Origin of the sequence: Weizmannia sp. WK01 (assembly GCF_025905465.1) — a bacterium.
Classification (GTDB): domain Bacteria; phylum Bacillota; class Bacilli; order Bacillales; family Bacillaceae_C; genus Weizmannia; species Weizmannia faecalis.
This window is the reverse complement of record NZ_CP109616.1, coordinates 3,287,000-3,303,753: the sequence shown is the minus strand read 5'-3', so window position 1 is coordinate 3,303,753 and position 16,754 is coordinate 3,287,000. Positions and strand designations below refer to the sequence as shown.

The window sequence follows — 16,754 nt, the reverse complement described above, 5'->3', positions numbered from 1 at the left end:
AAAAAGGCTACCATTTTTGAAAACTCTGTTATATAATAAAAACATGCAAAACACACTGTATTATAACAATGAAAGGGAGTGCAGATATGGAGACCAAAGCACCAGGTATTACCGTAACGGGATCCATCCATGACGGGTATGACGACATATTGACCCCGGAAGCGCTGCAATTTTTGGAACAGCTGGAGCGGCATTTCGGCGAAAGGCGGCGTGAACTGCTGGCCTACAGAAAAAAGCGCGATGAAGAAATCAAATCGGGCAAGCTTCCACATTTTCTCGAAGAAACGGCCTCCATCCGCGAATCCGACTGGACCATTGCCCCGCTTCCCGAAGATTTGCAGGACAGGCGTGTGGAGATTACCGGGCCGGTTGACCGGAAAATGGTGATCAATGCTTTGAATTCAGGCGCAAAAATATTTATGGCCTGTTTTGAAGATGCCACTTCCCCGACATGGGAGAATATCATTGAAGGACAGATCCATCTCCGTGATGCGGTCAACCGGACGATTACTTTTACCGGGCCGAACGGAAAAGAATACAAACTGGGCGATCATCCCGCTGTCTTAATCGTCAGACCGCGCGGATGGCATTTGGAAGAGAAACATATTTTAGTAGACGGTAAACCTATATCCGGCAGTTTAACAGATTTCGGGCTTTACTTCTTCCATAATGCCCGCAGGCTCCTTGAAAACGGCACAGGCCCGTACTTTTACCTGCCAAAAATGGAAAGCCATCTGGAAGCGCGCCTTTGGAATGATGTTTTTATCTTTGCACAAAAGTATATCGGCATCCCGAAAGGCACCATTAAAGCGACTGTCCTGATTGAAACGATCATGGCTGCATTTGAAATGGACGAAATCCTTTACGAACTGAAAGAGCATTCGGCAGGCCTCAACTGCGGGCGCTGGGACTATATTTTCAGCTATATTAAAAAACTGCGTACCAATCCGCAGTTTATTACGCCAGACAGGTCTCTTGTCACCATGACGGTCCCGTTTATGCGCGCTTATTCGCTTTTGACCATTAAGACGTGCCACCGCCGGAATGCGCCGGCAATCGGGGGAATGGCCGCGCAGATCCCGGTAAAAGACGACCCGGCAAAAAATGAAGAAGCTTTCCAAAAGGTGCGTGCCGATAAAGAGCGGGAAGCAAGAGACGGGCATGACGGCACCTGGGTTGCGCATCCTGGGCTTGTGCCAGTCGCCTTGGAAGCATTTAATAAAGAAATGCCTGAGCCGAACCAAATCCACTCCGGCAAGCAGATGGATTTTACGGCAACGGCAGATGATCTGCTCGCTGTGCCGCAAGGGGAAATTACGGAAAAAGGCATCCGCGAAAACATTTATGCCGGCATCCAGTACATCGAATCCTGGCTCAGGGGAAGGGGTGCTGTGCCGATCTCGAACTTAATGGAAGATGCGGCGACGGCTGAAATTTCTCGCACCCAGCTTTGGCACTGGATTCGCCATCCGAAGGGCGTACTTCAAGACGGCAGAAAAGTGACGATTGAGCTATATGAACAAATCAAAGCGGAAGAACTGGAACGCATCCGCCGGGAAATCGGGGAGGAATATTACCGGGCCGGCCGTTTTGAAGAAGCAGTAGCCTTATTTGACCGGCTTGTTAAAGAAGACGAATTTATTGAATTTTTAACCTTACCGGCGTATGAACTGCTGGGCTGATCGAATGGCAAATTGCGGAGCATGAGCGCAACAAGGGGAGACGTACAATGGAAAGCTCTGCAGTCATGCAGAGAGGAATCATATGAATATCGTAAGCTCTATATGTTAGCTGCTTTAGCCGCAGCCGTATAAAGGAGAATCGTTTGAACCTCGGGAAAGCCTTATTTTGCCTGCGGATTTACATTATATTGAAAAAATGGGAGGAATTTTTGATGGTAAACGAAAAAGCGCTTGAATTGAAACGAAGCTGGGAGAAAGATGAAAGGTGGCAGGGGATTGTCCGCCCGTATGCTCCGGAAGACGTGCTCAAACTGAGGGGTTCTGTTCAAATTGAATATACTTTGGCGCGCAGGGGGGCGGAAAAATTCTGGAATCTGCTGCATACGGAAGATTATATCCATGCATTGGGTGCACTCACGGGAAATCAGGCCGTCCAGCAGGTAAAGGCCGGATTGAAAGCCATTTATTTAAGCGGCTGGCAGGTTGCAGCTGATGCGAACCTTGCCGGGCAAATGTATCCGGACCAAAGCCTGTATCCGGCGAACAGCGTGCCGAATGTCGTCAAACGGATCAACCAGGCCCTGCAGCGTGCCGACCAGATCCACCATGCAGAAGGGGACGAACGGATTGATTGGTTTGCGCCGATCGTTGCCGATGCAGAAGCCGGTTTTGGCGGCCCGTTAAACGTATTCGAACTGACAAAAGCGATGATCGAAGCGGGTGCCGCGTCTGTCCATCTTGAAGACCAGCTTTCATCCGAGAAGAAATGCGGCCATTTGGGCGGCAAAGTGTTGCAGCCGACACAAACAGCTATCCGCCACTTGATTGCAGCCCGCCTTGCTGCTGATGTCATGGGCGTGCCGACCGTTATCATTGCCCGTACGGATGCAAATGCGGCAAATCTGATCACAAGCAATGTTGACCCATATGATGCGCCGTTTATCACCGGGGAACGGACAGCGGAAGGTTTTTACCGCACAAAAGCAGGCATAGACCAGGCGATTGCCCGCGGCCTTGCTTACGCGCCATATGCCGATATGATCTGGTGCGAAACGAGTGAGCCGAATCTGGACGAAGCACGCCGGTTTGCAGAAGCGATCCATGAAAAATTCCCGGGTAAACTTTTGGCTTACAACTGCTCGCCGTCGTTCAACTGGAAGAAGAAACTCGATGACAAAACAATTGCGAACTTCCAGAAAGAAATTGCGCGCATGGGCTATAAATTCCAGTTCGTTACGCTTGCCGGCTTCCATGCCTTGAACCACAGCATGTTTGAACTGGCCCGCAACTACCGCGACCGCGGCATGGCAGCCTATTCCGAACTGCAGCAGGCCGAATTTGCAAACGAACAATATGGTTACACGGCAACACGCCATCAGCGCGAAGTCGGGACCGGTTATTTCGATGAAGTCTCGATGGTCATCTCAGGCGGCACTTCTTCCACCACCGCACTCACAGGATCGACCGAGCAGGAACAATTCATTCATTAAATTGGAACACGCCAAAACGCGGCAGGACGAAGCCAGGTCTGCCGCGTTTTCTTTTTTGCAACCCTGGCGCCCCCCTTGCTTAAGGGCGGGCTTTTCTGCTATGATCAATAGTATTGCAGGGTTCGATTCGCCCCATATGAACGGACAGTCAGGCCCCGCTTTCCGGGTTGTGCTGCGGGGCAATGAACTGCACGCCCGATTGGTGGTTCCATGAACAATTGATGTGATTTTTATAACGGAGGTGAAAGGCTATGCCTGATATTTCAAAAGAACAAGTCCAACACGTTGCCGACCTGGCACGCCTTGAAATGAATGAGACGGAAACGGAAAAGTTTACGAAACAGCTGGGGGATATTATCCATTTTGCGGAATCATTAAATGAACTTGACACAACCGGGGTTCCGCCGACCACGCACGTACTTGAAATCCGGAATGTCATGCGTGAAGATACAGTGGAAAAAGGACTGCCGCGCGAGCTTGTGTTGAAAAATGCGCCGGATACCCAGGACGGAATGATCCGTGTGCCGACAATTGTAGAATAAGGAGGGGAAAGCATGTCTTTATTTGACCATAAAATCTCGGAACTCCACGAGTTTTTACATAATAAGGAAGTTAAAGTCTCAGAACTTGTTAATGAAGCGTATCAAAAAATTTCAGAAACAGACGACAAAGTGAAAGCTTTTTTAACGTTAGATGAAGAACGGGCCCGCAAAACCGCAGCGGAACTGGACGGCAAAATCGGCTCGCCGGAAGCTGAAAATGTGCTGTTCGGCATGCCGATCGGAATCAAGGACAATATTGTCACGAAAGATTTGCGGACAACCTGTGCCAGCAAAATCCTTGAAAACTTCGATCCCATTTATGATGCCACGGTTATGGAAAAATTACATAAGGAAAAGACGATCACAATCGGCAAATTGAATATGGATGAATTTGCGATGGGTTCGTCGACGGAAAATTCCGCATTCCAAATCACCCGTAACCCTTGGAACCTGGATACGGTGCCGGGCGGTTCTTCCGGTGGTTCGGCTGCAGCCGTGGCAGCGGGAGAAGTACCGTTTGCGCTTGGATCCGATACCGGTGGCTCGATCCGCCAGCCGGCCGCATTTTGCGGGGTTGTCGGAATGAAGCCGACTTACGGGCGCGTTTCCCGTTTTGGCCTTGTCGCATTCGCCTCTTCGCTCGACCAGATCGGGCCGATTACCCGGACCGTGGAAGACAATGCCTATCTTTTACAGGCGATTTCCGGGCTTGACCGGCATGATTCTACCTCAGCCGACGTGGAAGTGCCGAACTATGTGGAGGCGCTCAAAGGTGATGTAAAAGGCTTGAAAATTGCCGTGCCAAAAGAATACTTAGGTGAAGGCGTCAGCGAAGAAGCACGCCAGGCTGTTCTCAATGCCTTGAAAGTGCTGGAAAAGCTCGGTGCCACATGGGAAGAAGTGTCGCTGCCGCATTCGAAATACGGCGTGGCCACCTATTATTTGCTTGCTTCATCCGAAGCGTCTTCCAACCTGGCCCGTTTCGACGGCGTCCGCTACGGCTACCGTTCGCCAAACGCCACGAACCTCGAAGAATTATATAAAAAGACCCGTTCGGAAGGTTTTGGGGACGAAGTAAAACGCCGCATCATGCTCGGAACTTTTGCGCTAAGTGCAGGCTATTACGATGCGTATTACAAGAAAGCACAACAGGCCCGCACCCTGATCAAAAAAGACTTTGACGATGTACTCGAAAAATATGATGTCATCATCGGGCCGACCACGCCGACGCCGGCTTTTAAAATCGGGGAAAAAATAGAAGATCCGTTAACGATGTATGCGAATGATATTTTAACCATTCCGGTCAACTTGGCAGGCGTTCCGGGGATCTCTGTTCCATGCGGGTTTGCAGGTGGGCTGCCATTAGGGCTGCAAATCATCGGGAAGCATTTTGACGAAAGCACCGTGTACCGCGTTGCCCACGCATTTGAACAGGCGACGGACTTCCATAACCAAAAACCGCAATTGTAAGGGGTGAAAAAGATGAATTTTGAAACAGTGATCGGACTTGAAGTGCACGTTGAACTCAAAACCAATACGAAAATTTTCTCGCCGGCGCCTGCGCATTTCGGGGCAGAACCGAATACGAACACAAATGTTATTGATCTCGGCTATCCGGGGGTGCTTCCGGTACTGAATAAAAAAGTGGTTGACTACGCAATGAAGGCGGCCATGGCGCTGAACTGCGAAATTGCAACCGAAACGAAATTCGACCGGAAAAACTATTTTTACCCGGACAACCCGAAAGCCTATCAGATTTCCCAATTTGATAAACCGATCGGGAAAAACGGCTGGATTGAAATCGAAGTGGACGGCATAAAGAAAAAGATCGGTATTACCCGTATTCACATGGAAGAAGACGCCGGGAAACTGTTCCACGCGGCAAATGAAGGGTATTCTCTCGTCGATTTGAACCGCCAAGGCACGCCACTAATTGAAATTGTTTCGGAACCGGATATTCGTACGCCGGAAGAAGCGTATGCGTATCTTGAAAAATTAAAATCCATCATTCAATATACCGGCGTTTCCGACTGCAAAATGGAAGAAGGGTCACTCCGCTGCGATGCCAATATTTCCATCCGTCCAATCGGGCAGGAAACATTCGGCACGAAAACCGAACTGAAAAACTTGAACTCGTTCAACTATGTGCGCAAAGGCCTGCAGTATGAGCAGGAACGCCAGAAACAAGTGCTGCTTGCAGGCGGTGTGATCCAACAGGAAACACGCCGTTTTGACGAAGCAACCGGCAAAACGATTTTGATGCGGGTGAAAGAAGGCTCGGACGATTACCGCTATTTCCCGGAACCGGATCTTGTGGATCTGTATATTGATGACGCCTGGAAAGAACGGGTGCGCGCCGAAATCCCGGAACTTCCGGATGAACGGAAAAAGCGTTACACGGAAGAACTCGGGCTCCCGGCTTATGATGCCATGGTGCTCACACTCACGAAAGAAATGTCCGATTTCTTTGAAGCGACGATCGCAGCCGGCGCCGATGCAAAACAGGCATCGAACTGGCTGATGGGCGAAGTGTCCGCGTACTTGAATTCAGCCCAGAAAGAACTGCATGATATTGCTCTGACACCAGAAAGCCTTGCCGGCATGATCAAATTGATCGAAAACGGCACGCTCTCTTCAAAATTGGCGAAGAAAGTGTTCCGCGAACTGGTCGAAAAAGGCGGCGACCCGGAAAAAATCGTCAAGGAAAAAGGACTTGTGCAAATTTCTGATGAAGGCGAGCTTTTAAAAATTGTAACAGAAGTGCTGGATAAAAACGAACAATCCATTATTGACTATAAAAACGGAAAAGACCGGGCGCTCGGCTTTTTGGTCGGACAGGTCATGAAAGCAACAAAAGGGCAGGCCAACCCACCGATTGTCAATAAACTGCTGATTCAGGAAATGAATAAACGTTAAGTTTTCAAAAAAAGCGGTGTGCCCCACCGCTTTTTTTGTTTTAAAATTTGGTGACCGGGTATATAACGAAAGGGTGAAATTGACGATAGGAGGCTGCAAACAATGTGTGATTGCTTATTTGAACTGACAACCACGTGTGCATATTGTTTGAGAAAAGCCGGCAAAGAAATTGATGCTGTTTATCCGGTGTATGACTGGAAAACAAATAAACTGCTCGGTTATTATTGCAAAGAACATTTTTTAAAAGTGAAAATCCGGAATTTGATCGAAGAAACTGTTGAAAAACAGGCAAATCCGGTAGAAGCTTAAAACACTTGCGATAAAGTTGCCAGTTGAATAGAATGCATAAAAAGAGCGGGCAAAGTGGATGCCGGCTCTTTTTATGTAAGCGCATCCAAATTGCGTGTCTTTTCAAAATGTACTGCCAAATAACGTAGGCTGTGCTATAATAAGGGTAACAATTGGAGAAAAAGAAAGAGAGTACGAATACGGCAAAAAACCGGTTCAGCGTGCGGGCTGAACCGGTTTGGGTGAAACCATTCCTCTTAATCTTCACCGTTGTTTTTCGCTCTTGCGTTACCGCCTTTTTCTCCAATTTCTTGATAGAAATCTTTGTCATGGCTGTCAGCAGTGGCTTCTCCGCCTTTTTTGCCGATTTCTTGATAGAATTCTTTATCATGATTCTCCGCTGTAGATTCTCCGCCTTTTTTACCGATTTCCTGATAGAAATCTTTGTCATGGCTGTCGGCAGTGGCTTCTCCACCTTTTTTACCAATTTCCTGATAGAATTCTTTGCCGTGTTTTTCGGAAGTGGTTTCTCCACCCTTTTTACCAATTTCTTGATAGAATTCTTTATCGTGGCTGTCAGCAGTAGCTTCTCCGCCTTTGCGACCTGCTTCTTCTACTGTCATTTTTTTATCTTTGTCTGCCATTTCAAATCTCTCCTTTGTTCGGTGATTTTGAATATCGCTTACGGTATCATATATACCACGATCTAGCAGGAATAAACTTTCACCAAAAAATAATAGACAAAAATGGAATCATCTTTTAAGCAGCGCCCGTCCGGAAAACGTTGTAAAAATGGGCATGCACCCTTTGAGAGACAGGTTTTGGAGGGGTGGAAACCGGGATGGGCAAATTGATTTTTGAAGGCTTCAAAAAAAGACCAAAAAGAGAGCCGAAATCCGGTCGAATTGTCCTTTTGGAGGGTTCGTGACCACTGAAAAAAGCCATTTTTTTATGTAAAATTTGCTGTGTAGTGTAAGAAATTTTCTGTAAATGGTACTCTTTACCATAGAAATTAGTAAAAATGACAAATGTTTGGCTATAATTCGCCTTTTTAGAGGATAGTATGGCGGCTATCCTCTTTAAATTTACTGCCAAGGCTGTTAGCTTGGCTTGTAAGCCCATGCTTTTTAGACCGTACCATTTGGCACGATCTAACCCGTGGAAATTCTTCATTTCGCCATTTTTCCCTTCTTGGCATGCTCTTTTTTTATACTTCTCTTTAAATCCCTCCGATTTCTGTTGTTGACTATACTCATAAAATTCTGGGGTGTTGATTCCGATCCCTAATACTTTTCCGACTGTTTTTCCGGTTATGCAAACTTCTCGCATTGGGCAATTTCTACATTGTTCTCTGTCAAAATAGTAATTATACGTTTCTTTTCCACATTTTCTTATATAGTGTTTCTTTTTGATTGTTTTGTTTCCTTGACTACAGAACCACTCGTCAGAATCTTTGTTATAACTGAATCTTTCTTCGTCTATGCGATATGCAGCTTCACTTACAGGGATGTATGCCTTTGCTTTAAGTTCAGAGATTTTGTCTAAGATTGGCTTTTTAAAATAGGCTTTATCACCATATACTTCTGGCATTTTTATTCTCGTTTTCTTGGTTAACTCTAATAATTCATCAAACTTCGTTCCATCCACATAAGCTCCATTACCAGTATGAACAGCTGTAATCATTCGATCTTCTGTTGTCATCATAAATTCCGTTTTATAACCAAAGAAAGGATCATTTTTGCTTTTATACCCTATTCTCGCTTCTTGGTCGACAATCGATCGTACCCCTTTTTGCTCCATAAACTTCGGGTCTGCTAAAATTTCTTTCGCATTATTAACGAGTGCTTTTGTTTCAGGTGCTTTCTCCAGTTCAACTAGTTCTTCTACCTTTGATACCGTTTCTTCAAGATAGGACTTCATTGTTTTTCTAGCTTCATCATGGTTTTCTATTTCTTTATAATCAGGGATTTCTTGGTTGATTTCACTTGGTATTTCTCCGTTTTCTTCTTTAACGGTTTTAAAGATTTTTTTCGCTAATTGTTTCATGACTCGTTCCGGTCTATATTTTTTGGTGTTGGCTTCTGTATGAGTGGAATCAATCGTTATACCAGAAACCTTTTGTAAAATTCCTTTTTCAATGCATTGGTTTATGATTTCAATAATAATTTCATCTATAGTGAGATTGCCTTCTAATCTACTTTTACGAAATTTTGCCAAAAGACTTGGGTGAGGGAGGTCGTCTTCCGGATTGATTCCTAAAAAATACATATATGCAAGGTTTAATGAGCAATTTTCTATAACTTTCTCATCAGATAAGTCATAGAGTTTTTGTAACACCAAGATTTTAACCATAAGTTCGGGCTCTTTTGCTGGCCTTCCATATTCTTTACAGTAAGTTTTTTCAAGCATTTTATTGATAAAACTAAAATCCACTTCATCTCTTAATAATTTAAGTGTATGATTTTCAGGAATTTTATCGTATAATATGGAATAGATGCTTAATTGATTATCTTTTTCTTTAAGCATGATAGATACCCCCAGTTTGGTTTTGGTTTGTAGTATAACTTTATTATACCAAATACTGGGGGCATTTTTTTTCAATTTATTGTACATATAATTATTTTGAATTTTCAGATTGACTTTTTCAGTGGTCCCGGAGGGTTCAAAAAGACAAAAGGGGATTGAAATCCGGTCGAACTGTCCTTTTGGAGGGTTTAAAAAGACAAAAGGGAACTGGAATCCGTTCGAATTGTCCTTTTGGGGGCTTCAAAAAGACAAAAGAGAGCCAGACCCGGGGCCAATTGTCCTTTTGGAGGGCTTAAAAAGACAAAAAAGAGTACCGGACCGGGAGCAAACTGTCCTTTTAAAAACTCCAATAAGGAAATAAAGAGCCTGTAAGCTGTGCGTCTAGTGCAGAAACGTTTAAAATAGAATAAGGATGCATGTCGAGTCACTTTTTTCATCCCTGTTGTTGCGAAAAAAAGGTTTTTTCATGCCGGGCAGCGAAAAGAACGGATAAAGCACTTGAAAGGGGAAAAAAAATGGAAGAACAGGTGGAGGCTTATTTGAATTACTTAAAGCTTGAACGTGAAGAGCCGGGGCTGAATTTTTTGCAGCGGCTCATCCAGCACCATCTTTCTTGTGTCCCCTATGAAACGTTCAGCAAGTTTCATTACTTCCGTGAGGGGATTTACATACCTCCGTTTGAGACTTTTGTGGAGCATTTATGGGAAAAAGGATGGGGCGGCACCTGTTTTACATTAAACATCAATTTTGCGCGGCTGTTGCGTGGCTTGGGTTTTCAATGCTCGTTTGTGCGTGTGGTGCCCGGCCATGTCGCGCTGATGGTTTTATTAAACGAAAAAAAACTGTACGTGGATGTCGGCTACGGCTCCCCGATCATGAAGCCGGTTGAACTTGAGGCAAAACGGCGCCACGTGCTCCATGGTTTTGGTGAAGATATCATTTTTACGCAGCTTGAGCCCGGCCGTTACGAAATCGACCGCCGTTCAAATGGGAAATCTTTTGTGAAAAAAACAATTGAATGGCTGCCGCTTACGGAAGACGATTTGAAAGAAGATATTCGTGCATCATACCTTGACGACAACGCCAATCAGACGATGCGCAGGGTGACCGCCGTTCGCTTCAACGGGCGGGAATGCTACTATTTGCGCGACCGCTCATTAAAAATTATGAACTACCGCAATATCCGCGAGCTGCACATGCGGGATTTCGCCCGCTGGAAAGATACCATCGGGGAAGTATACAAGATCGGCGAAGATGCTCTGCTGGAAACGATACAATTTCTGAATGAGCGCGGCATCCGTTTGTTCAGCCCGTGATGATGCGGAAGTATGGAAAATTTTAGGGTGCATACACAAATCATCCATGCCTGCACGTCCCCCTTTCCTTGAACCACTTTGGTATAAGGCAAAGGCAGTCCCTACGCACACGGCAGCCGAAAAGGGTCTTTTTGCGGCCAAGGCGCACGCCGTACCTTGCTGTTAGTGGATTTTTTTTCAAAAAAGTTGTATTATAATTCGGTGGATGTACCCCATGCAAACGAACGGACAACATATCGAGCAGTTTCCCTATCTGGGTCTGTTTTTGGGGAAACTGTCCTTTACCTGCACGAAACAGGATTACATAAAGACGCATGTACATCAACATAAATAAGGATGATGCGAATGAAACGAGCAAGAATCATATATAACCCGACTTCCGGCCGTGAAGCGTTTAAGCGCCATCTCCCGGATGTACTGCAAAAATTGGAGGTGGCCGGATATGAAACGTCCTGCCATGCCACAACCGGCGGCGGGGATGCCATTAAAGCAGCAAGGAAAGCGGTTGAACGCAAGTATGATATTGTCGTGGCAGCCGGTGGGGACGGCACGATCAATGAAGTCGTCAACGGCATTGCCGAACAGGATTACCGGCCGAAACTCGGCGTCATCCCAATGGGTACGACCAATGATTTTGCACGCGCACTGCAAATCCCGCGTGATGTGCAGGCGGCAACGGAAATTATCGTAAAAGGCGATACCCTTCCAGTCGATATTGGGAAAATGAATGAGAAATATTTTATCAATATCGGTGGCGGCGGGCGGCTCACGGAACTGACATATGATGTGCCAAGCCGGCTGAAGACGATGCTCGGCCAGCTCGCCTATTATTTAAAAGGGATTGAAATGCTGCCTTCGATCCGCGCGACTCAGATGACGATTGAATATGACGGGAAGCTGTTTGAAGGCGAAGCGATGATGTTTTTAATCGGCCTGACGAATTCCATTGGCGGCTTTGAAAAACTTGCTCCGGACTCTTCAATCAATGACGGCCTGTTTACGTTAATGATTTTGAAAAAAACGAACCTGGCTGAGTTCATCCGGGTTGTTACCCTTGCGCTGCGCGGTGAACATTTGAATGACCCGAACGTCATTTACACCTCCGCCAGCCGCGTAAAAGTTCATTCACCGGATAAAATTTTATTAAATCTGGACGGCGAACTCGGCGGAGAAGCCCCTGCTGTTTTTGAAAACCTGTACCGCCATCTCGAAGTCTTTGCGCCGCTTGATAAAATCCGCCCGCAAGACAGGGTTGACTGACAAAAGAACGGGAAGCGGGCTTTTGTGAAAACACTGTCATCCTGGGTTTTTAGCAACAACCATCTTGGTAAAAAACCGGAAGCAGTCCCGGTTTTTAAAATCTGTGCCATCTCTGATTGGCAACATCCGCCCGCCGGACAGGGCTGACTGACAAAAGAGCGGGAAGCGGGTATGCAGACTGCTGGCTTTTGAAAATACTGCCATCGCGGGCTTTTAGCAATAACCGCTTAGTGAAAAGACCGGAAAGCAGTCCCAGATTTTGGAAATCTGAGCCATCTCTGATTGGAAATAATGCCTGTAGGACAAGATTAAACGCCGGAAGCATACACGCAGACTGCCGGCGTTTTTTAAATCTGTAGTCCAACCCGGCATTTTGTGCAACCCCTGCTCCATTGAAAAAGCCGGAAGCAGTATAAAAAGCTTCCGACGTTTTTTACAATCAACTTTCCTTTTTCATTGCGGAAAGGCTGTCGTTAAACTCTTCTTCAATGCCCGCATGGTGTTTGTAGGTTGCGATGCTGATAACCATGCTGACAATCAGATTAAAGGCAAAACCTGGTACCATGGAGTACAACTTGGCATCCATTCCTGACACGGTCCAGACAATCACTGTCACGGCACCCACAATCATACCGAAAAGGGCGCCCCAGTGGTTCATCTTGCGCCAGAACAGGCTCAAAAAGATCACCGGCCCGAATGATGCGCCAAACCCGGCCCACGCATAGCTGACGAGCTGCAAAATAGTGGAATCGCGGTTTAAAGCAAGCAATGCGGCGGCAACAGAAACAACAAGCACCGCGAGCCTGCCGAAAAATACCAACTCCTTATCCGAAGCATTGCGGCGGAAAAAGAGCTTATACAGGTCCTCCGTCAGCGCACTTGAAGTAACAAGCAGTTGGGATGAGATGGTGCTCATAATCGCCGCAAGCACCGCTGCCAGCACAAATCCGGCAATGAGCGGGTGAAACAAAATCTGCCCGAGCTGAATAAAAACCGTTTCCGGATTTTCCAGTTTATGGCCGGCCTGATGGAAATAAGCAATCCCGATCAGTGCAGTAAGGGATGTGCCGATCAGCGACAAAATCATCCAGCCAATCCCGATTCTGCGCGCACTTTTCGTTTCTTTTACCGATTTAATCGCCATAAAACGGACAATAATATGCGGCTGGCCGACATAGCCGAGCCCCCATGCGAGCGCGGAAATGATCCCCAATGCTGTTGTTCCTTTGAAAAAGTCAAGCAAATCCGGATTGATCGATTTCACGGTATGAAAGGTTTCAACCGGTCCGCCTGTTTTGGTAAAAGCGATAATCGGCACAAGAACGAGCGCGATGACCATGATCAGCCCTTGGACAAAATCGGTCCATGAAACAGCGAGAAATCCGCCGAAAAGCGTGTACAGCACAACAACGCCCGCAACGATGATCAGCCCTACATAATAGGACGTATGGAATGAGTTTTCAAAAAAGACGGCCCCGGATACCATCCCGGAAGAAACATAAAGCGTAAAGAAAATTAAGATGACAAGTGCGGAAACAAGCCGCAGCATTTTGGTCGGGTCTTTGAAACGGTTTTCAAGATAAGAAGGGATCGTAATGGAATCACCGGCCACCTTTGTATAGGAGCGGAGACGCGGTGCCACAAGCCGCCAGTTTAAATAGGCCCCAATCGTAAGTCCGATCGCAATCCATGCATCAGCAAGCCCGGTCAGATAAATACCGCCCGGCAGGCCCATCAACAGCCATCCACTCATATCGGCAGCGCCTGCGCTTAAAGCAGCAACTGCAGGGCCGAGCGAACGTCCGCCGAGCATATAATCATCGAGGTTGCTCGTCCGCCGGTAAGCCACCCAGCCGATCCAGAGCATCAGCACCATATAAATGGCGATCGAAATCATTTTTAATGTTTGATCACTCAAGAAGCGTTTCCCCCTTTGTTTTTGGTCCTTTCAACAACATTTTATCATCATAATATCTGTTTAATAAAGGTGTATTTTTAAAAACGGTCGAATATTCAAGAAAACAGTCCGCGGCAACTGATTGTTTTTCGCATTCAAAGCCGCTTTATGTTAAAATTTCCGTAGCCATTAAGACGAAAAGGAAGACAGGCATGAAAAAAACATTATCGGTTCAAAAGAACGAAGAAATAGAGGTTGTTTTTGAAGATTTGACGCATGACGGTGCAGGGGTGGCAAAGGTGGACGGCTATCCGCTGTTTGTCAAAAACGGCTTGCCAGGGGAGAAAGCCCGCATTAAAGTCATTAAAGCCAACAAGAACTACGGGATCGGTCGCCTCCTCGAACTGTACGAAAGGAGCCCGTACCGCGTCGACATCCCGAAAGAAGACGCACCGAAATACGGTGGCTGCCAGCTTGCACATATCCGCTATGATGGCCAGCTTATGTACAAAGAAAATCAGGTGCGCCAGGCACTCGCCCGGATTGGAAAAATTGAAGGCGCCCGCATCCATCCGATGATCGGCATGGACAACCCGTGGCATTACCGGAACAAAGCCCAGGTGCCGGTCGGCGAAAAAAATGGGAAACTCGTAGCCGGCTTTTTTAAACCGAGAACCCATGAAATACTAGATGCCGATGAGAGCGTGATCCAGCTTCCGGCGGTAAACGAAGCCGTCCAAGTGGTAAAAGAAATTTGCCGGGAACTTGGCATCCCGGCTTACGATGAGGAACATCACAGCGGCGTCCTCCGCCACATCATGGTGCGTTACGGGAGGAAGACCGGCGAGCTGATGGTCGTCCTGATCACGAGAACAGTGGAACTGCCGCATCGGAAAAAACTCGTGGATTTAGTGGTCTCGCGCCTGCCGCAAGTTAAGTCGATCGTGCACAATATCAACCCGAAGCGCACAAACGTGATTTTAGGGGAGAAAACCAAAGTACTGTGGGGAAATGAGGTCATTTACGACAAAATCGGGGATATAAAATTCGCCATCTCCGCGCCTTCTTTTTACCAGGTCAATCCCGTTCAGACGAAAGTGCTGTATGAAAAAGCGCTCGAGTACGCGGAACTTACCGGCAGCGAAACGGTCATTGATGCATACTGTGGCATCGGGACAATTTCGCTTTTCCTTGCACAGAAGGCCCGCAAAGTATTCGGCGTAGAAATTGTGCCGGAAGCGATTGAAGATGCAAAGCGAAATGCGGCGCTCAACGGTATCACGAATGTGGAGTTTGAAGCGGGCACAGCGGAAACGGTCATCCCAAAATGGTACGAGGCAGGCAACAAGGCAGATGTCTTAGTGGTTGACCCGCCGCGCAAAGGCTGTGACGAAGCCCTGCTCAAAACCATCCTGGAGATGAAACCGCAAAAAGTCGTCTACGTCTCCTGCAACCCGGCAACATTGGCAAGAGACTTGCGGTTCCTGGAAACGGGAGGATACCGTACAGTGGAAGTACAGCCTGTTGACATGTTTCCGCATACGACACATGTGGAAGTCGTCACAAAATTGCTGTTTGGGATGTAGAATAATATAAAACATTTCCCATTCAGACCCGGATTTCATTTTCGATTTCTGGGTCTTTTTCATATTAAATTACGATGTCTCTTTCGATTACTTTTCCTACAATATCTTATCGAATTATTTTTTGTGCAAAAGGAATGTCTTGAGCCTTTGTAACTTCAGGGCTAGGAAACAGAGTAACAAGGTTTAGTGCATTTTATATAGTGTCCAAAGACTATTAAACAAACGAGCATTTAATTTAACTTCTATATTCAAGATTATTTTTCTATTCTAGTACAAACAGCCATGTCAACCCATTGGTGGATTCGGTATAATGTGAGAGAATAGAATCATAAAAAATTCCTTTAAAATAAAGGAGGACGGGTATGAAGCAGCTATATATGAAGCAGAAGGTTTTTAGTTTAAGCGGCAAATTTACGGTCAAGGATCAACAGGAACGAGATGTTTATTATGTTGAGGGCAGCTTTTTGCAAATCCCTAAGACGTTCTCGATTATGAATACAAAATGAGAGGAAGTCGCGCTTATTACGAAAAAGGCGTTTAGCTTTCTTCCAAAGTTTATTGTCGAGGTAAATGGACGAGAAGTGTTAACAATAAAGAAAGAGCTATCCTTCTTTAAGGCACGCTATACGATTGATGCGGCAGGAATTGAAGTGCGTGGGAATTGGCTGGATATGGATTTTGAAGTGTTGCGGCACGGTGAAGTGGTCGGTAAAGTTAGTAAGGAATGGTTTACTTGGGGCGATAGTTACAAAATTCAAATCTTAAAAGAAGAAATGGAAACGATTCTCATAGCTATCGTTGTCGCCATCGATTGTGTAAAGGCTGATCAGGCAGCTGCAAACTCGCCAGCAACATATTAAAGGGAAAAGTGACACTTTAATCACTCTGGGTCTCACACCCTTTTTTAAACTTATGGTTTGCACATACACATTTCCATAGATTTGACAGATGTGAAGAGTGTGATACCGAAGAAAAGGATTAAAAGCTGGATGAAAGCGGATTAATTATGTAATTCAAATAAAAATGTGAACTTATAAAAGATATATTGAAAAATGAAAGGAGCGTAAATATAATGAAAGAACCAGATAGGAAAAAACTATATCCAATGAAAACATAAAAACAGTTTGTTATAAGTAATTTACCTTCGAAGTTTATCACTTAAAATTTTTATTTAAACAGAGGGTTACATGGTAAATAAAATAGATACCATTGAGTAACATTTGTTGATTGAAACAAGCAAATGCCGGGAAT

General features: G+C 45.9%; 11 protein-coding genes and 2 pseudogenes. 10 read left to right on the top strand and 3 right to left on the bottom strand.

Translation table 11 applies throughout. The annotated features are described in order from the left end of the window. Positions 1-86: 86 nt before the first annotated feature. From aceB to OF158_RS15650, 6 genes are all read left to right on the top strand, one after another. A complete protein-coding gene (gene aceB, locus OF158_RS15675; RefSeq protein WP_035183336.1) occupies positions 87-1,682 on the top strand; it encodes a malate synthase A in 1,596 nt (531 codons plus the stop codon). 212 nt (positions 1,683-1,894) lie between these two features. Further along, positions 1,895-3,172 (top strand): isocitrate lyase, encoded by a 1,278-nt coding sequence (gene aceA / locus OF158_RS15670; protein ID WP_014096919.1) that lies wholly within the window; start codon positions 1,895-1,897, stop codon positions 3,170-3,172. A gap of 251 nt (positions 3,173-3,423) precedes the next feature. Beyond that, the gene (gatC, locus tag OF158_RS15665) at positions 3,424-3,714 is read left to right on the top strand and encodes an Asp-tRNA(Asn)/Glu-tRNA(Gln) amidotransferase subunit GatC (RefSeq protein WP_014096920.1); all 291 of its coding nucleotides are present in this window, start codon (positions 3,424-3,426) and stop codon (positions 3,712-3,714) included. Between the two features lie 12 nt (positions 3,715-3,726). After that, complete coding sequence (gatA, locus tag OF158_RS15660) at positions 3,727-5,184, top strand: Asp-tRNA(Asn)/Glu-tRNA(Gln) amidotransferase subunit GatA (protein ID WP_035183337.1); 1,458 nt, start codon at positions 3,727-3,729, stop codon at positions 5,182-5,184. 12 nt (positions 5,185-5,196) lie between these two features. Next, positions 5,197-6,630 carry an Asp-tRNA(Asn)/Glu-tRNA(Gln) amidotransferase subunit GatB gene (gene gatB, locus OF158_RS15655; RefSeq protein WP_014096922.1) on the top strand — a complete coding sequence of 478 codons (1,434 nt, stop codon included), beginning with the start codon at positions 5,197-5,199 and terminating at the stop codon, positions 6,628-6,630. Between the two features lie 102 nt (positions 6,631-6,732). Next, positions 6,733-6,939, top strand: coding sequence for a hypothetical protein (locus OF158_RS15650; RefSeq protein ID WP_013860577.1), 207 nt, complete (start codon positions 6,733-6,735; stop codon positions 6,937-6,939). 236 nt (positions 6,940-7,175) lie between these two features. Here the strand turns inward: OF158_RS15650 and OF158_RS15645 are convergent, their stop codons facing one another. Both OF158_RS15645 and OF158_RS15640 read right to left on the bottom strand, forming a co-directional pair. Next, the gene (locus OF158_RS15645; protein ID WP_035183339.1) at positions 7,176-7,562 is read right to left on the bottom strand and encodes a con-10 family general stress protein; all 387 of its coding nucleotides are present in this window, start codon (positions 7,560-7,562) and stop codon (positions 7,176-7,178) included. Positions 7,563-7,968: 406 nt separating this feature from the next. Beyond that, positions 7,969-9,444, bottom strand: a pseudogene (locus OF158_RS15640) (IS1182 family transposase); the annotation flags it as partial. Between the two features lie 515 nt (positions 9,445-9,959). Between OF158_RS15640 and OF158_RS15635 the strand changes: the two are divergent. Together OF158_RS15635 and OF158_RS15630 are read left to right on the top strand one after the other, a co-directional pair. Further along, entirely contained in the window at positions 9,960-10,760 is an 801-nt protein-coding gene (locus OF158_RS15635; protein WP_014096925.1) for an arylamine N-acetyltransferase, read from the top strand. Positions 10,761-11,105: 345 nt separating this feature from the next. Beyond that, positions 11,106-12,020 (top strand): diacylglycerol kinase, encoded by a 915-nt coding sequence (locus OF158_RS15630; RefSeq protein ID WP_014096926.1) that lies wholly within the window; start codon positions 11,106-11,108, stop codon positions 12,018-12,020. A 439-nt stretch (positions 12,021-12,459) separates the two neighbouring features. Here OF158_RS15630 and putP read toward each other — a convergent pair whose 3' ends face one another. Beyond that, entirely contained in the window at positions 12,460-13,938 is a 1,479-nt protein-coding gene (gene putP, locus OF158_RS15625) for a sodium/proline symporter PutP (RefSeq protein ID WP_080738162.1), read from the bottom strand. 191 nt (positions 13,939-14,129) lie between these two features. Here putP and rlmD point away from each other — a divergent pair, with 191 nt between their 5' ends. Both rlmD and OF158_RS15615 read left to right on the top strand, forming a co-directional pair. Further along, positions 14,130-15,503 (top strand): 23S rRNA (uracil(1939)-C(5))-methyltransferase RlmD, encoded by a 1,374-nt coding sequence (gene rlmD / locus OF158_RS15620; RefSeq protein WP_014096928.1) that lies wholly within the window; start codon positions 14,130-14,132, stop codon positions 15,501-15,503. A 362-nt stretch (positions 15,504-15,865) separates the two neighbouring features. Beyond that, positions 15,866-16,363 (top strand): annotated as a pseudogene (locus tag OF158_RS15615) (LURP-one-related/scramblase family protein). The last annotated feature ends 391 nt before the right edge of the window (positions 16,364-16,754 follow it).